The sequence below is a fragment of the Vogesella mureinivorans genome (genome assembly GCF_007644035.1).
Classification (GTDB): Bacteria; Pseudomonadota; Gammaproteobacteria; order Burkholderiales; family Chromobacteriaceae; genus Vogesella; species Vogesella mureinivorans.
Window position 1 is genome coordinate 1 of the sequence record NZ_VMTV02000181.1, and the last position, 342, is coordinate 342.

Sequence of the window (342 nt, forward strand, 5' to 3'; positions counted from 1 at the left end):
CTGAGGAATGCAGTAATGACCACCCGTCTGGAACAGTTCTACAAAGAGCAGGTCGTGCCCAAGCTGATGGAGCGCTTCGGCTACGCCAACGTCATGCAGGTGCCGCGCCTGACCAAGATCACGCTGAACATGGGCGTGGGCGAGGCTGTTGGCAACAAGAAGATCCTGGAGAATGCAGTCGCCGAAATGGCCAAGATCTCCGGCCAGAAGCCGGTAACCACAAAGGCCCGCGTGTCAGTGGCAAGCTTCAAGATCCGTGACGGCTGGCCGATTGGCTGCAAGGTCACCCTGCGCCGCGCCAAGATGTTCGAGTTCCTCGATCGTCTCGTGAACATCTCGCTG

1 protein-coding gene is annotated in these 342 nt (G+C 58.8%); it reads left to right on the forward strand.

The features are described 5' to 3' along the window. Positions 1 to 15: 15 nt before the first annotated feature. On the forward strand, positions 16 to 342 hold a 327-nt coding region (gene rpl5, locus FLQ44_RS07690), incomplete at its 3' end, for a large ribosomal subunit protein uL5 (protein WP_147693928.1).